This window comes from Arthrobacter ruber (assembly GCF_002954225.1).
In the GTDB taxonomy this organism is placed as follows: domain Bacteria; phylum Actinomycetota; class Actinomycetes; order Actinomycetales; family Micrococcaceae; genus Arthrobacter_D; species Arthrobacter_D ruber.
In genome coordinates this window covers 428,909-446,806 of the sequence record NZ_PPTH01000016.1, presented here as the reverse complement: position 1 = coordinate 446,806, position 17,898 = coordinate 428,909, and the positions used below count along the sequence as shown (strand labels likewise).

At 63.8% G+C, this 17,898-nt stretch carries 21 protein-coding genes; 8 read left to right on the top strand and 13 right to left on the bottom strand.

The annotated features are described in order from the left end of the window. Positions 1 to 47: 47 nt before the first annotated feature. Positions 48 to 944: a phosphatase PAP2 family protein gene (locus CI785_RS10740; protein ID WP_240615133.1), complete on the bottom strand. Its 897-nt coding sequence runs from the start codon at positions 942 to 944 to the stop codon at positions 48 to 50. Beyond that, a complete protein-coding gene (locus CI785_RS10735; RefSeq protein ID WP_157940240.1) occupies positions 937 to 1,950 on the bottom strand; it encodes a DUF368 domain-containing protein in 1,014 nt (337 codons plus the stop codon). The genes CI785_RS10740 and CI785_RS10735 overlap by 8 nt, the downstream gene beginning before the upstream one ends. A gap of 350 nt (positions 1,951 to 2,300) precedes the next feature. Between CI785_RS10735 and CI785_RS10730 the strand changes: the two genes are divergently transcribed. Continuing rightward, complete coding sequence (locus tag CI785_RS10730; protein ID WP_105032058.1) at positions 2,301 to 2,477, top strand: CsbD family protein; 177 nt, start codon at positions 2,301 to 2,303, stop codon at positions 2,475 to 2,477. Positions 2,478 to 2,671: 194 nt separating this feature from the next. Here the strand turns inward: CI785_RS10730 and CI785_RS10725 are convergent, their stop codons facing one another. After that, positions 2,672 to 3,925, bottom strand: coding sequence for a phospholipase D-like domain-containing protein (locus CI785_RS10725; RefSeq protein WP_105032057.1), 1,254 nt, complete (start codon positions 3,923 to 3,925; stop codon positions 2,672 to 2,674). Between the two features lie 328 nt (positions 3,926 to 4,253). On the opposite strand from CI785_RS10725, the gene CI785_RS10720 reads away from it, so the two are divergent. After that, positions 4,254 to 5,051, top strand: a complete 798-nt coding sequence (locus CI785_RS10720; RefSeq protein ID WP_105032056.1) for a GAF domain-containing protein — start codon at positions 4,254 to 4,256, stop codon at positions 5,049 to 5,051. Positions 5,052 to 5,110: 59 nt separating this feature from the next. Here CI785_RS10720 and CI785_RS10715 read toward each other — a convergent pair whose 3' ends face one another. Continuing rightward, on the bottom strand, positions 5,111 to 5,863 hold the full coding sequence (locus CI785_RS10715; protein ID WP_105032055.1) for a GAF and ANTAR domain-containing protein: 753 nt from the start codon (positions 5,861 to 5,863) through the stop codon (positions 5,111 to 5,113). Next, complete coding sequence (locus tag CI785_RS17120; RefSeq protein WP_157940239.1) at positions 5,853 to 6,191, bottom strand: hypothetical protein; 339 nt, start codon at positions 6,189 to 6,191, stop codon at positions 5,853 to 5,855. Before CI785_RS17120 ends, CI785_RS10715 begins: the two co-directional genes overlap by 11 nt. A 701-nt stretch (positions 6,192 to 6,892) precedes the next feature. Between CI785_RS17120 and CI785_RS10710 the strand changes: the two genes are divergently transcribed. Beyond that, the gene (locus tag CI785_RS10710; protein ID WP_105032054.1) at positions 6,893 to 7,213 is read left to right on the top strand and encodes a hypothetical protein; all 321 of its coding nucleotides are present in this window, start codon (positions 6,893 to 6,895) and stop codon (positions 7,211 to 7,213) included. 157 nt (positions 7,214 to 7,370) lie between these two features. Here CI785_RS10710 and CI785_RS17525 read toward each other — a convergent pair whose 3' ends face one another. Beyond that, positions 7,371 to 7,619: an ANTAR domain-containing protein gene (locus CI785_RS17525; RefSeq protein WP_240615132.1), complete on the bottom strand. Its 249-nt coding sequence runs from the start codon at positions 7,617 to 7,619 to the stop codon at positions 7,371 to 7,373. Between the two features lie 725 nt (positions 7,620 to 8,344). Further along, the gene (locus tag CI785_RS10700; RefSeq protein ID WP_105032053.1) at positions 8,345 to 9,085 is read right to left on the bottom strand and encodes a GAF and ANTAR domain-containing protein; all 741 of its coding nucleotides are present in this window, start codon (positions 9,083 to 9,085) and stop codon (positions 8,345 to 8,347) included. Between the two features lie 1,093 nt (positions 9,086 to 10,178). Here CI785_RS10700 and CI785_RS10695 point away from each other — a divergent pair. Then, positions 10,179 to 10,844: an ANTAR domain-containing protein gene (locus CI785_RS10695; protein WP_105032052.1), complete on the top strand. Its 666-nt coding sequence runs from the start codon at positions 10,179 to 10,181 to the stop codon at positions 10,842 to 10,844. Between the two features lie 234 nt (positions 10,845 to 11,078). On the opposite strand, the gene CI785_RS17115 is transcribed toward CI785_RS10695, so the two are convergent. The 4 genes from CI785_RS17115 to CI785_RS10680 form a co-directional block, all read right to left on the bottom strand. Then, complete coding sequence (locus CI785_RS17115) at positions 11,079 to 11,450, bottom strand: DUF3060 domain-containing protein (RefSeq protein WP_157940238.1); 372 nt, start codon at positions 11,448 to 11,450, stop codon at positions 11,079 to 11,081. Beyond that, on the bottom strand, positions 11,437 to 11,688 hold the full coding sequence (locus CI785_RS17110) for a hypothetical protein (protein WP_157940237.1): 252 nt from the start codon (positions 11,686 to 11,688) through the stop codon (positions 11,437 to 11,439). The genes CI785_RS17115 and CI785_RS17110 overlap by 14 nt, the downstream gene beginning before the upstream one ends. Positions 11,689 to 12,049: 361 nt before the next feature. Next, entirely contained in the window at positions 12,050 to 12,460 is a 411-nt protein-coding gene (locus CI785_RS10685) for a MarR family winged helix-turn-helix transcriptional regulator (protein WP_240615153.1), read from the bottom strand. After that, positions 12,460 to 12,777, bottom strand: coding sequence for a DUF3040 domain-containing protein (locus CI785_RS10680; protein WP_157940236.1), 318 nt, complete (start codon positions 12,775 to 12,777; stop codon positions 12,460 to 12,462). Before CI785_RS10680 ends, CI785_RS10685 begins: the two co-directional genes overlap by 1 nt. A 429-nt stretch (positions 12,778 to 13,206) precedes the next feature. On the opposite strand from CI785_RS10680, the gene CI785_RS10675 reads away from it, so the two are divergent. After that, positions 13,207 to 13,824: a hypothetical protein gene (locus CI785_RS10675; protein ID WP_105032048.1), complete on the top strand. Its 618-nt coding sequence runs from the start codon at positions 13,207 to 13,209 to the stop codon at positions 13,822 to 13,824. Positions 13,825 to 13,921: 97 nt separating this feature from the next. Beyond that, positions 13,922 to 14,773, top strand: a complete 852-nt coding sequence (locus CI785_RS10670) for a YsnF/AvaK domain-containing protein (RefSeq protein WP_105032047.1) — start codon at positions 13,922 to 13,924, stop codon at positions 14,771 to 14,773. 165 nt (positions 14,774 to 14,938) lie between these two features. Here the strand turns inward: CI785_RS10670 and CI785_RS10665 are convergent, their stop codons facing one another. Continuing rightward, positions 14,939 to 15,292: a hypothetical protein gene (locus CI785_RS10665; RefSeq protein ID WP_105032046.1), complete on the bottom strand. Its 354-nt coding sequence runs from the start codon at positions 15,290 to 15,292 to the stop codon at positions 14,939 to 14,941. A gap of 256 nt (positions 15,293 to 15,548) precedes the next feature. On the opposite strand from CI785_RS10665, the gene CI785_RS10660 reads away from it, so the two are divergent. Beyond that, on the top strand, positions 15,549 to 15,842 hold the full coding sequence (locus tag CI785_RS10660) for a hypothetical protein (protein WP_105032045.1): 294 nt from the start codon (positions 15,549 to 15,551) through the stop codon (positions 15,840 to 15,842). Between the two features lie 261 nt (positions 15,843 to 16,103). Here the strand turns inward: CI785_RS10660 and CI785_RS10655 are convergent, their stop codons facing one another. Further along, on the bottom strand, positions 16,104 to 17,060 hold the full coding sequence (locus CI785_RS10655; RefSeq protein WP_105032044.1) for a manganese catalase family protein: 957 nt from the start codon (positions 17,058 to 17,060) through the stop codon (positions 16,104 to 16,106). A gap of 295 nt (positions 17,061 to 17,355) precedes the next feature. Between CI785_RS10655 and CI785_RS10650 the strand changes: the two genes are divergently transcribed. Beyond that, positions 17,356 to 17,733 (top strand): VOC family protein, encoded by a 378-nt coding sequence (locus tag CI785_RS10650; protein ID WP_105032043.1) that lies wholly within the window; start codon positions 17,356 to 17,358, stop codon positions 17,731 to 17,733. Positions 17,734 to 17,898 lie beyond the last annotated feature (165 nt).

Below are 17,898 nucleotides of genomic sequence, written 5' to 3'. Positions count from 1 at the left end.
TGCAGCGTGGAACAGCTGCACGCTCGGTCGTAATGGGACGCCTGACATCACCGCATGGAGGACCAGCCATGTTCTTCGCTCCTGCACTGAGAGCCCGTCACCCATGTGTCGTCCTTCCGGTTCCCAGCGACCCGACGACTGATGGCTGGAGGTCGTGTCGACAGATAGAGGCGGTGTGTGGTGATCACGACGGTGAGCCAGAGCGTTCCCAGCAGCCAGGCCATGAGGACGTCGGTGAGCCAGTGGTGACCGAGGTAGACACGGCTGATGCCCATGGTGATCGTGAAGAGGGCGGCGACGATGGCTGTCCACCTCAGGGTTCGTCGAGTTCGACGGCGAAGCATCACCAGGTACGTGATCACACCGGCCAGCACCAGCGAGTTCAGTGCGTGCCCGCTGGGGAAGGAGTCGGAGTATTCGTAGGGTGGGATGGCGTCGCTCAGGGGTGGTCGGGCGCGGCCGATGAACTGCTTGCTGACGACCGTGATGAGAACGGATCCGGCGGCTGCGAGGACGACGAGCGCCACGGGCGTCCACGAACGACGCCGGATGGCCAGCACGGTCATGATCGCGCCGGAGAGAACGGTCATGCCGATGGGTCCGCCGATCATCGTGTACGCGGTGATGGCGTCGTCGACGGGTGGTGACCGTATCGCCATGGCTGTTCGGAGTGCAGGCGTATCGAGGAGTTGTGCGCCGTCTCCTTCCACGGTCGCCTCGTACAGTTCGGTGGCGCCGGTCGCGGTCCCCAGGGTGAGCAGAACCCCGCTGAGGAGGACGACGGCGAGGGTCGCCATGGCACCGATGCGTGCACTGAGCCGTAACAGGATGGCGACGAATCGCTGCATGACCCGGGTACGCCAGAGCGTCAGATCCCGGCCCAGGATGAACATGTCCGCACGGATGGTGCTGTTCTTTCCTGCACGTGGCTTGCGCTCACGCATCATGGCTCCGTGGCGAGAGGCCGGGGGTGCGGTCCTGTGTCGACACCTGCAGGTGTCGGGCGCGTGCAGCGGATGATTTGCGGCGATCCCACCACCAGAGCAGCAGGACGACGCCCGCCCCCGTGACGAAGGCGAGCAGGGCGCCGGTCCACTCGCCAGCCGGGGGCGTGACGAGCGTGCTGTCGTCCTGCCATGGCCAGAGGGCCCGCAGTGATCCGAGGATCAGGCCCGTGGCGATGAGCAGGACTGCTCGCCGATGTGCGCGGAGGAGGTAGGCGAGGAGCTGCACCACGGAGACAAGTCCGAGGACGGCGCCGGCGATGAAGAAGAAGAGGTAGCCGGTGTCTCTCGTACTGACGGCCTCGAGCGTCGGCTCGTACAGGCCGAGGGTGAGCAGGACGAAGGACCCGGACAGCCCGGGAAGGGTGAGGGCGCAGACCGCCGCGGCACCGCTGAGGACGATCACCCAGGTGGGCGGCTGCCCGATCGCGAGCGAGGGCAGCCCGAGCAGGACGAACATCACGGCAGCGACGACGAGGACGACGACCGGTGCCCTCAGTCGCGATCCGACAGATCGGTTCGAACGCGGTGGTGCGGCGTCCCGGGCCATGGTGATCGGGACCAGCAGGCTGGCCGTCACCATGCCCAGGAACAGGGCGCTGGAGATGACGGGCTGTGTCTCCACAAAGGTATGCAGGGGTTTCGCGAGGGTGAACAGGGCGGCGAACATACCTGCGGCAAGGGGCAGGATCAACAGCCACTCCACGCCCGCGAAGGAGGACGGAGCGCCGGCCCGGGTACGACGGCTCGTGCTAGCCGTGCTGGCCGTAGCCCTTCGGGGGAGAAGCCCAGTGACGCCGCGGATGAGGCGGTGGGCCGAGAGGACGAGCCGGTCGTAGATTCCTAGCACCAGTGCGACGGTGCCGCCGGAGACACCCGGTACCAGTTCGACCAGCCCGATCAGCGCGCCGCGAACGGCATGGGCGAGACCAGTCCTGATCGGCATGGAAGCAGCACGTGAAGACGTGAGCGGGACCGCCAGGGTCGGGCTCGATGGATCGTCACTGCGGATTGGTGGGCCGTGAGGTTGCGGAGAGGAAGAAGTCACTGTTTCAACGCTAACGATCCGGTTGCGGTCCATCCCGCCTGAGGGGTGGTCCGAGATGGATTCGATGCGGGATCGATGGCTGCCTGTAACCGGGCAGGGCTGCCGGTCTGGTGCTCGCCACTCACATACCACGGGGCGGCGGCCGCTGTGGTGCTCAGAGACCGATCAGGAATCCTTCCTAGGCTGGAGGCAGTCGGTCACATCCCGGCCGCATCACCGATGCACCTCGAAGCAGAAGGAGAACAGTCATGGGTCTGGACGACAAGATCGGCAACACCGCAGAGAAGCTCGGCGGACAGGGCAAGGAAGCCGCCGGCCGTGCGACCGGGGACGAGAGCCTCAAGGCCGAGGGCCAGGGCGATCAGGCCAAGGGCGACCTCAAGCAGGCCGGCGAAAAGATCAAGGACGTCTTCAAGAAGGACTGATCAGCAACCCGGCGTCGGTAGCCGAGCGTTGACGTGAGGGGAGCACTCCTGTGTGGGGTGCTCCCCTCTGGCGTCCAGTCATCCAGCGAAGCGATCTGTCGTCCACCGGTCTGTCGTCCACCGGTCTGTCCAGGGCTCCGGGGGTGCAGAGGCCGCCCCACGTTGTGCAGCAGGTGCGCCGGATGGTGGAGGACTCAGAGGAGGGGCCGCAGGGGTACGAGGATCGTCTCGGCGAAGCGGGCCGCGGGGTGACGTTCGCTCCACTCCTCGAGCTCCACCCTCGTGGAGTTGTCCCTGTCGATCGCGAAGATCTTCTCCATGTCGGCTGCGAAGCCCTCGTCCTGGATCTCGAGGTTGGTCTCGTAGTTGAAGCGGAGGCTGAGGCGGTCGATGTTCGCGGTGCCGACGATGGACCATTGGCCGTCGATCGTGGCGGTCTTGGCGTGGATCATCGCGTTGCGGTACTGCAGCACGGTGATGCCCTCGCGGAGGAGCGAGGAGTAGAAGCCTCTGGAGAGCCAGTCCGCGAGGATGTGGTTGGAGTCCTGGGGGACGATGATCTGGACGTCGACGCCGCGTCGGGCTGCTTCGATGAGGCCTGCGAGGATCCTCTGGTCCGGAATGAAGTAGGCGGTCGTCAGGTAGATGTGGTGCTGGGCGCGGCTGATCGCATCCAGGTAGACACTGCGGATCGGGTAGACCAGGTCGGCGGGGATGTTGTTGATCGCCACGATGCGCGAGTTCCAGTGCACGGGGTTCTCGGGTGACAGTTCGGGACGCTTGACGGCGAGATGGTTCCATACCTGTCCGAACGCATGCCCGAGTTCGAACGCTGCCGGTCCGACGAGCCGCACATGCGTGTCCCGCCATTCCGTCGCGTACAGGGAGCCGATGTTGTATCCACCGACGAAGGCGGTGTCGTTGTCGACCAGGAGGATCTTCCGGTGCGTCAGGCCCGTCGCCGCGATGGGGCCGAACTGCAGATTCGGGCCCAGGGCCGGGAATCGGAACACATTGACATCAGGGTGGAAGGTGTAGAAGGAGGAGGGCACAACGAGGTTCCCGAAGTGGTCGTAGATCACATAGACAGCCACGCCTCGGACTGCCGCGTCGTTGATCGCGTCGCGGAATGCGTGACCTATTTCGTCGTCCTTCCACAGGTAGGTCTCGAGGAAGATCCGGTTCTCGGCCTTCCTGATGGCACCCAGCATGTCCCGGAACAGATCCTCGCCATAGGTGTAGGTCGTCGTCGCTGTTTCACCGACGTCCGAATGGAACGTCCCGGGGCGGGGGAACCCGGTGCGCCGGGACCGGCCCTTCTTCTTCAGGGCGTCAGCCACAACTAGCGCGGCGACGACGGCACCCTGTGCGGCAAAGAACCCGGCCGCGCCGTTCAACGCAAGACGCCGCAAGGACGGGACACAGGAGCTCTTACCGACGCGGACCATCAATCGAGCCTAACTGCACATGTTTCCCCTCCCGGCATCGACCTCGCCGATCTTGTGCGGATCCGAAGCGAGACGTGAGCAGTGGCTTGGTCAGACGCCAGGGTGTCGGCAGTTCGTTTTATGACCTTTCGTTCTTCGAGACGTGCCGTTTCCGGCTCCTGACGATCTATGGGTTCGGCGTCGAGTTCCCAAGGCCTAGTTGCTCGTCGTGATGTCGTCCACGTCCTGATCGAATGCATCGGTCGCTTGGATCGACGGTAGGCTGAACTACTAAGGGTGCTGATGATCGAGGCCTCTGCGCTGCCAGCCTGATTCTGAGCGGCTCTTGATGACCACCGTGGAGGTTCGGATGGACGGGCAAGTGCAGGTCAAGATGACGATGTTCGCGCTTTCCGAGGCACATCTGAGCGTCGAGGATCTGTGGGTGCGGTACTACGGGTTAGGTGGCGCGATCTCACTGTTCGAGGTCCAGGCGTATCTGTCCGGTCTTCTGGCGCTTCCGCCGCTGGAGCGGAATCTTCTCGCGGAGGCCATGAACGAGCTGCTCGAGTCGACGGCGGTGCGGCTACGAGTACCCCTGGAGGACGAGGATGAAGCAGACGGTTCCGCGGAGGCGTCACGCCGGGAGCTTGGTGCTGCCGGTGCCTTCCTGTTCAGTGACGGCGAGCAGGAAAGTGAGCGCCTGACCGCGCTGGATCGGACGCATCTGCTGGATTCCGTCCCCGAGGACCGGTTCGACCGGTACACCCGACAGGCGATAGACCATTTCCAGGTCAGTTCATCAATCGTCGCCCTCCTGGATGACCGGCGCATGTTCCTCAAATCCGTGGTCGGACCGATCGAGCAGAACCTGCCCCGGGAGATCACGTTCTGCCACGCGACGATCCGTAGCGCCGGCCCGTTGATCGTCACCGACGCGCTCAAGGACGACCGCTTCAGCACCAACCCTCTCGTCGTGGGGGAGCCATTCATCCGTTTCTATGCCGGCTACCCGCTCCGGGGCCCCGGCGGATGGATCGTGGGCACCCTTTGCGTCATCGACCAGAAACCCCGCGACTTCTCGGGCCACGACGGACGATTCCTCCGGAAACTGGCCCGCTTCGTCGAGGATGAGATCAACGCCTGACCGTCAGGTACGGTCAACAGCTGAGTTCGCTCTCGCCTCAGGTAGGAGAACAGGACCGCTCAGAGGAAATGGGTGCGGACCGGTCCGGTCTGACCCAAAGAGGTGAGGATCCCCGCGCACAGATCCTTGAGCTTCATGTTCCGGGTGTTCGAGGCCCGGCGCAGGATCGCTATGGCCTCGTCCTGCCCACACCGGTTCTGCGCCATGATCACGCCGATGGCCATATCGATGGCGGTGCGGGACTCCATTGCCGCTTGACGATCCCGGGCCTCGTCACCGAGCTGAGCGATGCGGACAGCAAGACGCAGCGCCCGGGACGCGTCCCGGGCGAAGCCTTCGGCGACCGCAATGCCCTTGTCGTCGAACGTGTTCGGTCGGTCGGAGTAGAAGTCGAGGCCGGCGCTGGCGCCGGATTCGAGTCTGATGGGGATGCCCAGGGCGGAGCGGATCCCATGGGATGCGATTGCCTCCCGGTACTCAGGAAACCGCGTCTCGGTCAGGAAATCAGGGATGTGCACGGTGCAACCCTCACGGGCGGCATGCAGGCAGGGTCCGTCATCGAACCCGTACTGGATCTCATCCATCCGCTGCGCTTCGACACTGCTGCTGGCAACCGTCGCCATCGACCGCGGCCGCAGCAGCGTCACGCCGCAGAACACCTCGCCGTAGGCTCCAGTGAAGGCCTGCGACGCTACTTTCACGAGCCCGTCAAGGAACTCCTGAACGTCCGCACTTTCCAGCACCATGTCCTGCAGCAATGCCGTCACGGCGTCCTGCTCGACCTCGCGGCTCAGCTCCTGCTCATCGGGCATGATGCTCCTTCCCGGGTTCGCTGAAATCCGGTCCTCGCATACTGGTTGTCGTTCGCATTCCACAAGTGGAGGCTTCCGCGTCCCTCAGGTCAGCCCACGCCCGGTCTGCCACCGGATTCTTTGTGCCCTCGGAAACGAGGTCACGGAAATAACGCTTCTCGGTGACCTCGCCGACTCGGCTGTCGGTTCCCGGGGAAGGCCCGTCGCCGTGCACGTACTCGTAGTCACGTTCCCGGTGGAGCTTACTGTTGAGCCCCTCGACCCCCGAATCTGCGAACACGCCCAGGTCTTCATGAAAGAGCTCTGACAGGGTGATTCTGCTGATCATCAGATGCTCGATTCAGATGCCGAAGGAGGAAGGCCGTCCCGCAGATCAACGGCCGGCGCTCGCAATGCTGGACAATTCATCCTACCCAGCACGAGGCCCGGTGATTGATCGCGTCGCCCGACCACCGGCGCTGAGACATAGCGGAAGGGAGATGGGCAGGGCACCAGCAGGGCCGCGGCGGGCGATGGGTAGAAGCGTGCCGGCCGGCTGGCCGACAGTCACCAGCGACCATGCCAAGGTCGACTATCCCGAAATCTGAAGGTCCACAGCTTCACTTCTCCCGATGGTCTCTGTCCTCCTGGAACGTACGCCTTACAGGGCTGGCAGCGGGCCGGGCATGTGCAGGGACCTGGTGATGACGCCCATGTACTTGCTTCCTCTGCGCTTAAGACTGCGCAATCGTCGCGCTGTCGGCTTTGGGTAGCGCTGATCATCGATCTATGTGGCAAGGGTCGCCGACTATCCGTACCAACTCCAGCCCCCGTTGACAGCATGGGTGGCGTACCGTGAGGGTAGGCGCCACTACCTCCCTCGGTGCCTACCGCGGTCGACCACTGATCGTGACTTCAATGGAAGTGATTCCTATGGGATGACTAAGGCCGCCACGTGCGCACCCCATCCCTCACCGGAATCGAGCGTCCCTCCGGGAACTCATCTACTCAGCAGTCGGTTGACGACCGGGCTGATGGTCCGAGCAAACGATGACCAGGGACATTCCAGCAGACACACAACGCCGCCTCACCGCACACGCCATCCGCACTGCCAGGCTTTCCCTGCAGAGTGTATGGGAGCGGTACTTCGGGATCACGGGCAATGCTGACGTCACCGAGATCGAAGCTCATCTCTATGGTGCGTTCATCCTCTCCGATGAAGAGGCCGACATCCTCTCGCAGGCCGTCAACGAACTCATCGACGAGATACCCCCTTTGCCCCGTGCCCCCTTCAGCACCGACCTGGTTCCATCGGATGGGTTGCAGGAGGCCGGCGGGACGACCGCTGACGGCACGGAAACTGGCCCATAGACCGGCCCCTCCCGGCCGTTATCAACCGGTGGTCGGCGCGCAGGCAGGGACTTCCTGGCGTCCGTCAGCAGAGCATCATTGGCTGCGGCTGCACTCCGGGAACAGGCACCGTGATGCTGACCGTGGTCTCACCCGTGATGCTGGGCTGAAGGTGGGGTCAGGTCCGGTCTGCCTCCGCTCCCGAGTAGATGAACTGTTCGGCGACCTGCGCCAGTTTGCGGTTGGTGCGGGAACTCTCGTCCTGCAGGATCGCGAAGGCGCGCTCGGCACTGATCTTGTGCCGCTCCATCAGGATGCCCTTGGCCTGCCCGATCATGTCCCGACTGTTGACGGCTTGATGGAGCTGCTGCGTCTTGTCGATCTGTCGTTGCAGGAGGGCCTGCGTGGCGTCCAGCTTCCGCCGCAAGTCGGCATTCTCGTCCGGTTCCTGCCCAATCGCGTCTGCGGCTTTGCTGGTGTGAAGGGTTGCTAGCCGACTTCGTTCGGGACCGGGGTGTGAGGTGAGCGGCAGCCCTGTTGCAGGTTCGGGTGATCCGAGGGTATCTTCAGCTGCACCCGGCTCAGGTACGTGATGCCCGCCCACTACCACCGCTCTACTGCGACGCTGAACGGGTGCTGGATGGGTACTCGAGTGCGCTGCTGCTGGCAACCATCACGGCGATCACCGCCTGACGGTCACTGAGGTGTTCGACTGATGCGGGGCGGGACAACTCCGACAAGTCACCAGCGGCGCGGCGCGGCGGACAAGCGGTGGAGTGATTGGATGCGTATGACATGAGGGCCCCTGGTAGGCACGGCGGTAACGGCTCGGTGCCAGGGTCTGGGGCAGCATCCCCAACCATCCGGGTTCAACGAGCCGGAGTCAAGCAGGCCCGACAGGACTGGAGCCGACACTTCTGGAAGTGAAGAGTCGGGGCTGGGGCATCATGGAGTGTTCCGGTCACCATCCACGACATCGCAGGAACCGGAAATCGGTGGCCGGAGGTCGAGGACGCGGCCGCAGCCCAGGGTTATCGGTCGGTGCACGCTCTCCCGATGCGCGTCCGGGGCAAAACCATCGGAGCGACGTGGGGAGTCCCTCCGGGCCTCGAGACGCCGGCGCACGAAGGGGCACTCATCCTGGTGGCCGGATCAGGGTTGAAAGTGTGTTTCCGGGATCTGCTGCCCGATGGACTCGACGACCGTGGCCGCGACCTCACGCAGTTTCATGTTGCGCCCATTGGATGCCGCTTTCAGGACCGTCATCGCGTCGTCGTGGCTACACCGATTCTGGGCCATGATGATGCCCGCGGCAACATCGATCGTGGTCCGGGAGTCCAGGGCCTCCGTCAGGTGATAGTTCGTGGCGGTCAGGTGCGCGATGTGGACGGCTACACGCAGCAGCTTCGACGCTTCCTTCCCGAGGCTCTGAGCCACGCCGATGATGTCCGGATCAAACACATCCGGGGCCGTCGCGTACAGGTTCAGGCCTGCAGCGGCATAGCCTTCCAGGGCGATCGGCACGCCCAAGGCCGACCGGATTCCGTGACTGGAAATAGCCGCCGCGTACTCACCAAAGCGATCCTCAGCCGTGAAGTCCCGGACCACGTAGATCTGTCCTTCACGAGCAGCACGCAGGCAAGGACCATCATCGAATGCGAGCTGCACCTCATCGAGCTTCTTCGCTTCCTCACTGCTGCTGGCGATGACACTTCTGCTCTTGGGCCGCAGCAACGTCACGCTGCAGAACACATCGCGGATAGTGGAAGAAAACGAACCTGCCGCGAACACGGCGAGCCTGTTCAAGAATTGTTCGAGGTCCGCGCTGTCCAGGACGAGATCCTGAAGCTGTGCCGGCTCACTCGTGCCGTGGTCAACACTCCCTAACGTCATCTGCAATGTCCTCTCAGGGAAATTCCTCGTTCTGCGCCTGAACGGGCAGTTGCCTTCGCCCATCAACAGTAGCCGCTCAGCCGTGCGCTCAAATCGACACCAGTCAGCGCACTGTAAGTCTCAGAGCGTGCGCCAGCAACACACCGCACGCCCTGAGCATCCCTGGCTTCTCGTCCGGTAGCTCTCTTCCGAGTGCATGACGCTCTCGGGCGGCACGGAGTCTGAGGTCCCGTTCGTCGGTCGCGGTGAAGGTTCGTGGGTGGTCATCGATCAGGCACAGCGTGCCGATGCGCCACCCGTCGCTGCTGCAGATCGGGTGACCGGCGTAGAAACGCACGCGGGGGGCGCCGGTGTCCAGACGCTCCTGCGAAGCGAACGGTGCTGTAGTGGGCGCCGTCGATGGGCAGATCACGGGCGGTGATCAGTTCGTTGATGGCGTGTGTGATCAGGTCCCGGTCGAGGACGGGCAGGACGTGCTGCACTTCCCATTCCCGGCCGTCCGGGCGAATCGCGCCGGAACACGCTCACGACCGATTCCAAACCCAGCAGCCCAAGACACTCGACGGAGATGCCCCGGCTGGTGGCGCGGCAGGCACAGCATTACTGAACGGTACGAGATCGCAACCATACGTGAACCGTTCGACCGGAAACACCAGGCGCATACTGAGCCATGACTGCTCACCCGAACGCTGATGGCAACGATGCCCACACCGGCACTGGCGACCGACCAGCAGACCCTGATGTCCCACCTCGACCTGGACGACGGTCGAAAAGCTCCGGCGGACCGGAATCGAACGGCACTCTCCGGAGGCTGACACAGCGACGCTCCGAGCTGCAATCCAAACTCAATCTCCGCCTCACGCAACGGAACAAGACCGACAAGTGAGCCCCCGGTGCACCCATCACCCTCCGTCGTCGACCGGCCGGTCAGGAGTAGGTCGACATAACAGCTGCCCGTGCGAGGCGCGGGTCGGCCACCTTCTGGCACCTCACGGGCTGGCGGTCCGAAGGCTTGGTGTGCACTGTTACTGTGCTGTTTTGAGGTCCGGGTTAAGAAGCTAGCCCGGATCGGAGTTCGTCGAACGGTATTGTCATGTCCTCCACCGTTGAGCCTTCTGTTCCCCTGTCCAAGGCTGTGTCCAGTGTCGAGTACTTCATCGACTGCCCGACCGGCACCGTGGAGCACTACTTCGCCGACAACACGTACAACTGGTCCGATGAGCTGTATCGGATCCACGGCTACGAACGCGGCGACGTCGTCCCGACCCTGGAGCTCGGCATGTCCCATGTCGACCCCGCGGACCGGGAGGCCGTCCGGGCGTTCTGGAACAAGGTCACCACAGTGGGCGGACCGTCCTCGATCTATGCATCCCTGCGCGACCTCCATGGGCGCACCCGCAAGCTCCTCATCTCCGCGGACCTGATTCTCGGTGACGACGAGCAACCGGTCGGGGTGTGGGGCCTGGTCGTGGACCTCACGCGGTCGATCCACGCCGACACGCACCGGATCGTCAACGAAGCGGTCGCCGCATCTGCGGTGAGCCGGGCCGTGATCGAGCAGGCCAAGGGCATCCTCATGGGACGCGCCGGTCTCAACGCCGCCGAAGCGTTCGAACGCATCAGCTCCTACAGCCAGCACACCAATCGCAAAGTCGTCGTCATCTCCCAGGAAATCATCGACCGGGCTATGAAGCTCACCTACCGGGACCAGCATCATGGCAGCGACACGGCCCTACGGGACCTCTTCCGGGGTCTCTGACCCGTCGTCACACCGGCGTTCCGGCTCGCTCAGGTCGATGCGCCGCCTTGCCTGCAAGCTCTCCGCGCAGGTCTGGATGTCGGGGGCACTCGTATCTTCCGCGCCGGCACACCGGGCAGGAACACGACAGGGAATGAGCAGCAGCTCAGGAACTGTCCGTGCGGACCTCGTCGGTGTGACCCGGATCGAGCCGGCACAGGACAGCGAGGCAGTTCTGAGGGATTGTGACCAGGGTCAGGCTGCGGCGACGGAGTTGTTGCCTTCGGTCTCGATGACCGGGTCGCCTGATTGGTAGGTCACGGTGTTCTCGTCCCCTTCGACGTTGATGTCGCTGGTCTCCTCGACCTCGATGGTGTTGGTGTCTCCATCGACGCTCACCTCAGGGACTGACCCTGTTGTGGCAGTGTTGCCGTCGCCTTCGATATCGAGCGTGTCGGCGTTGCCGCCGGTAATCGTGTTGTCGTCCCCGTCGATCTCGATGTCCTCGCAGTCGCCGGTGATCGTCAGGTCGACGTTGTCGGTCTCGATATCGATGTCTCCTCCGCCTGTGCATTCCACCGTGACCGGGTCTGTGGAGCTGGTGATCTTATGCTCAGCACCTGCCACGAGTGAGATCGTGGCCGCGCCACCAGCGGCACCGGGTGCCGAGCCTGTAGCCGATGCTGTGGCTGTCGCCGATCCAGAAGCGGTAGCCGACGAAGTAGCAGTAGGCGTGGCTGAGGAAGTTGCTCGCGACGTCGCCGATGGGGAGGCCGAGCTGGAATCGCTGGTCATCGGAGTCGAGGTCGACGTCTCGTCGCTCGACGCGGTGGTCGCAGCGTCGGGGCCGGAGCCTGTGGAACATCCCGTCAGGAGCAGAAGAGCGGAGGTGATCAGTCCGACGTGAGTGAGGGTGTGGTTGTGGGGCTTCATCGCTTCTCCCTGGCTGACATGGTGCGTGCTGGGTGACTGCTGTTCATTGCGGTCATGCTGTCGGAAACCATCAGGCTGTGAGCCTACGCGCCAGGCACGTCACTCGACCCTCCCGCGTGAGAAGCGGATTACGCATCGACAATGCGCTGACCAGAGGTTAGCGAATGCCGCCCACCCTGAGGTATCAACCGGTGGTGGGTGAATCCCTGGTCCTGCTTGCTGCTATAACCACTGCTGCGGACGGGGTGAGAGGGCCTCGCCCGTGGTGGCGTCGCGAACAAGCGATGCGGGCATCACCCCGGTTGCTGTGCGGCACGGTTGATGATCGCGGTCAGGGAAGGGCGCAGGGCTTCGATGTCCGTCGGTAGTTGAAGCGTTCGCAGGCGTTTCTGCGCTGCGGTGAGGAGGGTACGGCCTTGCTCGGTGATGCTCACGGATACCTGATTGTGAATGAAGCCGCGTTGCCGGGTGATCCACCGCCTGGCCTCGAGTGTGGTCAGGACGGTGCCGAGGGTTTGAGAACGGACAAGAACCAGGCGGGCCAGTTCGGACTGCATCATAGGGCTTCGCTCGTTGAGGTACTCGAGGATGTAGAAGCCGAGCTGGGGTAGCCCCAGCGTCTTGAGGTAGGCCGCTGATTCCCGTCGGACGGCCCTGGCCGCTACCGATAGGAGCTGCAGGGAGGACAGGGAGTCAGGGTTCATCACGCGACGTCCGTGGACATCGGGGCTGCGGCCTTGGTCAGCTGACCCTTGCGCCGGGGGTGTTGAAGTCGTGTTCCGCCGACGATCATCAGAACGAATCCCAGAACACCGAGGAGCAGGACCTTCACGAGGACCGCGAGGATCACGACAGAGAATGCGACCAGCACAAAACCCAGGGCAAGGATCGAACAGGCCAAACCCATCGTGCGGTGCCTGATCCCGCGATCCCTGGTCGGCTGTGCGACTGTGGGAACGTCGGGTGTCAGCTGCCGCTCGAGCTCACGCCATTGACGGCGTTCCTCCGCTGATAGAGGCACCTCGTCCTCCCTTCCAGTCTTCGGTCTCCTGTGGCGAACTCCCCACGGCGTCGGGTGGCATCGAGTGCCATCGCGGGTGCGCAAGGAGAACTACCCCGGTGGTCCCGTCCGTCTTCTCGATACGAGTCGAGGCCGGGTTCCCGGGCGCCCGGCGCCACCGACGAATGTCAACCCCACACTAGGGGCGGTGAAACCAAGAAGGCAAGCAGACTTATTATCAGTATGCTTAGGAGCACGATCGTAGAGGCTGTGCCTCTGCGAAGGGGTTATGAAAATGCTCCTTCAGCGCCTCGATGCTGGCGAACGATCATCCTTGCGCCCCCGGCCTCCCAGCCTTCAAGGGCGGATCTGCCGACGCTTCGGCGAAGGGGCACTGCGAACGATTGAAACGAAGCATCACCTGCATGACTGAAATGCAAAGGATTTGATATGGCAGAGCACAACACAGCGGGAGCGAGCACCCCGAGGAGCAGACGCAATGACGTCGTCGCTGCGCAGAAGGAACGCTTCGGCGGCATCAAGTTCGGGTCCGCGTTCTTCGGCTGGCTCACGGCCATCGGCCTGACCGTGATCCTCAGCGCCCTCGCGACGGCGATCGGTGCCGGCGTGGGAGCTGCGAACACCAGCGGCGCCTCCGACGCCGCGAACCAGGCGCAGGAGAACGCACAGACCATCGGTATCGTCAGCGGGATCGTCCTGGCGATCATCCTCTTCGTGGCCTACTACTGCGGCGGCTACGTCGCCGGCCGCATGGCCCGCTTCGACGGTGTGAAGCAGGGCGTGGCCGTGTGGCTGTGGGGCATCATCATCGCGATCGTCGTCGCGATCCTCGCCGCTCTCGCCGGTGACCGGTTCAACGTCCTGTCCAGCATCGGCGGCGCCCCGAGCATCCCCGTCGACGGCAGCCTGCTGACCGCCAGCGGCCTGATCGCCCTGGCGATCGCCGTCCTCGTCCCCCTGATCGGCGCGATCCTCGGCGGCAAGGCCGGCATGAGCTTCCACCGCAAGGTCGACCAGGTCGGCATCAACCACCAGGCCGGCATCTGACCGTCACGGACAAGGCCGACCGCCGAGACAACGGCACATCCCATATCTTTACGAATGGCCGGGTGGAACACCCCGGTTCAACTAGAAGGAGCTTCATATGATCACGCAGAACGACATCGACACCATCCTCTCGGGCCGCGGCCATGTCCTGGATTCCCACGGCTCCAAAATCGGCTCGGTCGGCCAGGTGTATCTGGATGACCAGACCCAGGATCCGAGCTGGGTCACCGTCAAGACCGGCCTGTTCGGCACCTCGGAGTCCTTCGCACCCCTGCAGGGAGCGAATGTGAACGGCAACGACGTGACCATCGGCTACACCAAGGACCAGGTCAAGGACGCGCCCCGCATCGAATCCGACGGTGACCTCAGCCCCGAAGAGGAGGACCGGCTCTACCGCCACTACGGGCTCTCAGGACATACCGGGACGACCGGTAACACCGGTACCACGACCAACGCGGGAACGAGCGGGTACGAGTCGGGCTTCCAGGCCGGCGACGAGCGTATCGATCGTAAGGACACGGTCGGCCACGACACCTCCGGTCCCACCACTGATGACGCGATGACCCGCTCCGAGGAACAGCTCCACGTCGGCACCGAACGCCGCGAGGTCGGCAAGGCCCGTCTGCGGAAGTACGTCGTCACGGAGAACGTCACCAAGACCGTCCCCGTGATGCACGAAGAGGTCCGTATCGAGCGTGAGCCCATCACCAACGCCAACCGCGGTGACGCCCTCGACGGTCCGGCGATCAGCGAAGAGGAACACGAAGTGATCCTGCACGCCGAACGCCCCGTCGTGGAGAAGGAAGCTGTCGCCGTCGAGCGTGTCCGTCTCGACAAGGAAACCATCACCGAGCAGGAAACCGTCACCAGCGACGTGCGCAAGGAAAAGATCGAACTCCTCGACGACACCACCACCGACGGCACCGACACCACGGGCCGCCGCCGTTAGGCAGAACGACCGCGGCAGGTCGGGCAGCTACGTGACCTGCAGGTAGCGCGCCGCACATGTAAGCGCCCCACTGCTGAATCAGTGTGAAAAGAAGTGGCAGGCACCCTGAACGGGGGTGCCTGCCACTTCTTCCATGTCACGGGTCCATTGTTCTCAGGCGAATCCTCAGGCGGACAGCGGGCGGAGGCGCTCCTCGTTCACGGGGAAAGGAACCGTGTAGTAGAGCTGCGGTGCCGTCATATCGCCCCAGTCATCTTTCTTGACCCGGATTTCAGCGGGTGAGACTTCGGCAATGCGAACGCGCAACCAGTCACCGGTATCCAACCGCACCTCGTACCGGTGGGTGAGGTAGGTGAGCCCGAGCTCATCGAGAGTCTCTTCCGCGCTCAACCAGTCCACGACGCCGGTCCTGCCGCGTCCCAGCAAGTCGATAGCGACAAATCCCTCATTGACGGGCTTGATCCAGCCGACCCGCTCCCCGTCCTCCGCCCGTCGGTGTTCGATCCAGTCCGGTTCCATCGCTCGAAAGTAGCATCCCGCTCGAGCGAGCGATCACCGATGCCGAACCAGTCAGGGACCGCTCAGCGTACAGATCCCTCGTCAAGTGATCGGCGAGGGGCACCGCAGGCTCAGACACCGCCGGCCGGAGTTGTTGCGAGTTCTGGTGGTTGCGGTAGACATGTGGGAGTAGTCAGCGACACCGGAACCCGCGGATGCGGCTTCACGGGAGCGGTCTGCGGATACCGGGTCACTAACAGAAGAGGGTGCGAGCGCCATGTCCGAAGAGGATCTTCATAGGATTGCCGTCGCCGCGGCGGATAAGGAAGCAGCCGCGTTCGAACTCGATCACGCGGACCTGACCCTGAAGGAAGCGGTGGTCGTCGCCCTGGAGAACGGCACACCCCCCGAGGTGATCGCTGAAGTCGCGGACCTCGAACCCGAGGAAGTCATCGGCCTCGTCCACGGTGTCGAGGAACCAGCTCTCCTGAGCCTGGGCGAACTGGACTCGGCAGAGGCCCAGGAACCAGCACCGATGACGCTGCCGTCCATCGTGCAGGACGTGAGCTAGGGCACGAACTACCTACCTTCGGTGGTTTCGAGCAGCTGTCGCCGGGGCGCCGATGGCGCGCCTCCTACTCACCCGAGGTGACCGTTCCTGTGTCGGTGACGGCGGTGGGCGGATGCAGGCCCCCGCAGCTTCCCGTGCCACTGCACCCTCTGTCACTGACTCCAGGACGCTCATCGGGCGTCGGGACGACCTCGCATCACGATGCACACCAGGGGGGTTGTCAGCTGTTGCTGACAACCCCCCTGGTGGATAGCTGAATAGCTACTTGGTGGTCATAGGGCCAAAGGTGGCGTCAATGTCCGCCATCTCCATGTCGGCCGTGGCCTGAATCAGCTGAAGCAGTTCCGGGTCCAGTCCGGGGGCGAATTCCTCCAGGCGTTCGGGCGCGATCTCTGAGGGCACGCCCACAGGGGCCTGCTCGGTGGCGTCGAGCGTCGTCCCATCGTTCGAGGGTGACAATCCCTGGTAGATCTTGCCGGCCTCCGACTGTCCCTTGAGGTCGAAGGTGTACTGCTTGCTCTGCAGCCCGAGGTCGAGGAGCTTCTTCACCTCGGGGAATTGCTCGGCGTTGGTCTTCGGGATCGGTAGCAGTGATTTCCAGTTCACGCCGAGGGTCTCGAGGGCCTTTGCGTAGCCGTTCTCGTGCGCCTGGTCGCGGACGATGAGGTAGGAGATGGTGGAGCGAGCGGTCTTGTTGTCCGTCATCTCGTACATGCGGCACTTCTGCAGCCGTCCGGTCGCTTCGAGCATGAGGTTGTAGAGGAGATCCAGCGGGAGGTTGCCCGAGTTGTAGACGTAACTGCCGCTCCATGGGTTACCCGCCGAGTCCACGGGCAGGGCACCCTGTGCGCCGACGAGGTAGTGGTGGATGTTGCTTTGCGACAGGGCTAGGTTCAGGGGGATTGCGCCACCGGCGCCGGGGGTGTCCAGCGGATCGTCGAGTTTTCCCTGGTAGCGGGGCGAACCGTCGAGGAGTCGGGAGATCGTGGTGCCGATCAGCTCGACATGGCTGATCTCCTCGGTGCCGATCCCCTGGATGAGGTCACGGTAGGGCTTGGCTGCCGCTCCACGGAAGTTCATGCTCTGGAACAGGTACTGCATCATGGTGCGCATCTCGCCGAACTGCCCGCCGAGGCCCTCCTGCAGGGCGTTGGCTGCGGCGGGATCGGGCTCGTCGGGGATGATTTCGTTGATGAGCTGCTGGACGTGGAAGAACATGGGACCTCCTGGTAGGGGCGGGCAAGGAAAGCCGCCTTACCTTCACCCTTCACCGCCTGGACCAACACCACAAGGGTGCAGTACCCGGTTGCGGAGGATACGAGACGGACATTCGGGTGTATCCGGAGGCGTCCGAGGTATCAAGGAGGTGATCGACTCAGGTTCCGTGGTGACTGTCCTGGTGGGGGACCGGCTCGCGAACAGTCAGACTAGCGGCCTTGCCCGATCTGTGATCGACGGTGGGTTCTCTACCAGAGCCTTGTCATCGATCGTGTGTAGATGATGCAGTGAAGCGATGCATCGGATCCTGCTCCGCGAAGTAGTCATCGACGCTCCGGACGAGGTGTTCGCCAGGACTCGGGACTTCTGGGGTGCGGCGCTGCTCGCGGAGCCGAGGCAGGTCGCGGAGCATCCGGAATTCACCGGGCTCGTTGGCCCCGCTGCGATGTCCTGGGTCGGGCTTCAGAATGTGGGTGGCGCAGCAGCCCGGTTGCACCTCGATATCGAAACCGACGATGTGGATGCCGAGGTGCAACGCCTGGTCACGCTGGGTGCGGCAATTGTCGGTGAGGGGCGAGCGTGGGTGGTATTGAAGGATCCCGCCGGGCTGCTTTTCTGCGTCGTCCCTCACGAGTCCCCCTGGTTCGAAGAGCGCGCCCGCGTCATCCCGTAGGAAGCCCCGGGTCAGCGATGGGACCAAGACCTCGCAGAGTTCCGTGCTTGGGTCGTCGTCGCACTTCCCGGTCCTTCGGACATCTCCCTTCGCCCGGAGGCGAGTGGCACATGGGCCGACATCGTCCTGCACGGGATGACCGGCCGCGTCCGGTCCTGCCCGCCG

Bases quoted from the DNA above. Each gene is read 5' to 3' on its own strand.
- CI785_RS10655 (WP_105032044.1), bottom strand. From the start codon at position 17,060: ATGTTCTTCCACGTCCAGCAGCTCATCAACGAAATCATCCCCGACGAG.
- CI785_RS10735 (WP_157940240.1), bottom strand. From the start codon at position 1,950: ATGCCGATCAGGACTGGTCTCGCCCATGCCGTTCGCGGCGCGCTGATC.
- CI785_RS10670 (WP_105032047.1), top strand. From the start codon at position 13,922: ATGATCACGCAGAACGACATCGACACCATCCTCTCGGGCCGCGGCCAT.
- CI785_RS17120 (WP_157940239.1), bottom strand. From the start codon at position 6,191: ATGATCAGCAGAATCACCCTGTCAGAGCTCTTTCATGAAGACCTGGGC.
- CI785_RS10650 (WP_105032043.1), top strand. From the start codon at position 17,356: ATGCATCGGATCCTGCTCCGCGAAGTAGTCATCGACGCTCCGGACGAG.
- CI785_RS10740 (WP_240615133.1), bottom strand. From the start codon at position 944: ATGCGTGAGCGCAAGCCACGTGCAGGAAAGAACAGCACCATCCGTGCG.
- CI785_RS10695 (WP_105032052.1), top strand. From the start codon at position 10,179: ATGTCCTCCACCGTTGAGCCTTCTGTTCCCCTGTCCAAGGCTGTGTCC.
- CI785_RS10685 (WP_240615153.1), bottom strand. From the start codon at position 12,460: ATGAACCCTGACTCCCTGTCCTCCCTGCAGCTCCTATCGGTAGCGGCC.
- CI785_RS10715 (WP_105032055.1), bottom strand. From the start codon at position 5,863: ATGCCCGATGAGCAGGAGCTGAGCCGCGAGGTCGAGCAGGACGCCGTG.
- CI785_RS10725 (WP_105032057.1), bottom strand. From the start codon at position 3,925: ATGGTCCGCGTCGGTAAGAGCTCCTGTGTCCCGTCCTTGCGGCGTCTT.
- CI785_RS10660 (WP_105032045.1), top strand. From the start codon at position 15,549: ATGTCCGAAGAGGATCTTCATAGGATTGCCGTCGCCGCGGCGGATAAG.
- CI785_RS10730 (WP_105032058.1), top strand. From the start codon at position 2,301: ATGGGTCTGGACGACAAGATCGGCAACACCGCAGAGAAGCTCGGCGGA.
- CI785_RS10675 (WP_105032048.1), top strand. From the start codon at position 13,207: ATGGCAGAGCACAACACAGCGGGAGCGAGCACCCCGAGGAGCAGACGC.
- CI785_RS10700 (WP_105032053.1), bottom strand. From the start codon at position 9,085: ATGACGTTAGGGAGTGTTGACCACGGCACGAGTGAGCCGGCACAGCTT.
- CI785_RS10665 (WP_105032046.1), bottom strand. From the start codon at position 15,292: ATGGAACCGGACTGGATCGAACACCGACGGGCGGAGGACGGGGAGCGG.
- CI785_RS10710 (WP_105032054.1), top strand. From the start codon at position 6,893: ATGACCAGGGACATTCCAGCAGACACACAACGCCGCCTCACCGCACAC.
- CI785_RS17110 (WP_157940237.1), bottom strand. From the start codon at position 11,688: ATGTTCCACAGGCTCCGGCCCCGACGCTGCGACCACCGCGTCGAGCGA.
- CI785_RS10720 (WP_105032056.1), top strand. From the start codon at position 4,254: ATGACCACCGTGGAGGTTCGGATGGACGGGCAAGTGCAGGTCAAGATG.